The sequence below is a fragment of the Verminephrobacter aporrectodeae subsp. tuberculatae At4 genome, assembly GCF_000193225.1.
Classification (GTDB): Bacteria; Pseudomonadota; Gammaproteobacteria; order Burkholderiales; family Burkholderiaceae_C; genus Acidovorax; species Acidovorax aporrectodeae.
In genome coordinates, this window is record NZ_AFAL01000902.1 from 1 (window position 1) to 456 (window position 456).

Sequence of the window (456 nt, forward strand, 5' to 3'; positions counted from 1 at the left end):
TGGGAACCGGGCCCTACATGCTGGAATCGTGGCAGCCCGACGTGAAGATGGTGTTCAAGCGCAACCCCCACTGGTGGGGCACGATGGAGGGCGACGTGAGCGAGATGGTCTATATCCCGATCAAGTCCGCCGCGACGCGCATCGCGGCGCTGCTGTCGGGGGCGGTGGACCTGGTGCTCGACCCCGCACCGCAGGATCTGGCGCGTCTGCGTGCCAACCCTGAGTTGAAGGTGGTCGATGGGCAGGAGTACCGCACCATTTTTTTCGGCATGGACCAGTTCCGCGAGGAACTGCCGGGCTCGAACGTCCAGGGCAGGAACCCGCTCAAGGACGTGCGCGTGCGCCGGGCCCTGTACCAGGCCATCGACGCGGAGGCGATCGCGCGCAGCATCATGCGCGGCCTGGGCAGACCCAACGGCACCCTCGTGGCGCCCATGGTCGCGGGCTATACCGAGG

General features: G+C 67.1%; 1 protein-coding gene. It reads left to right on the forward strand.

What is annotated here, in order from left to right; genetic code table 11:
- The coding region (locus VTU_RS29785; protein WP_010109289.1) for an ABC transporter substrate-binding protein at window positions 1-456 on the forward strand (456 nt) is incomplete at both ends.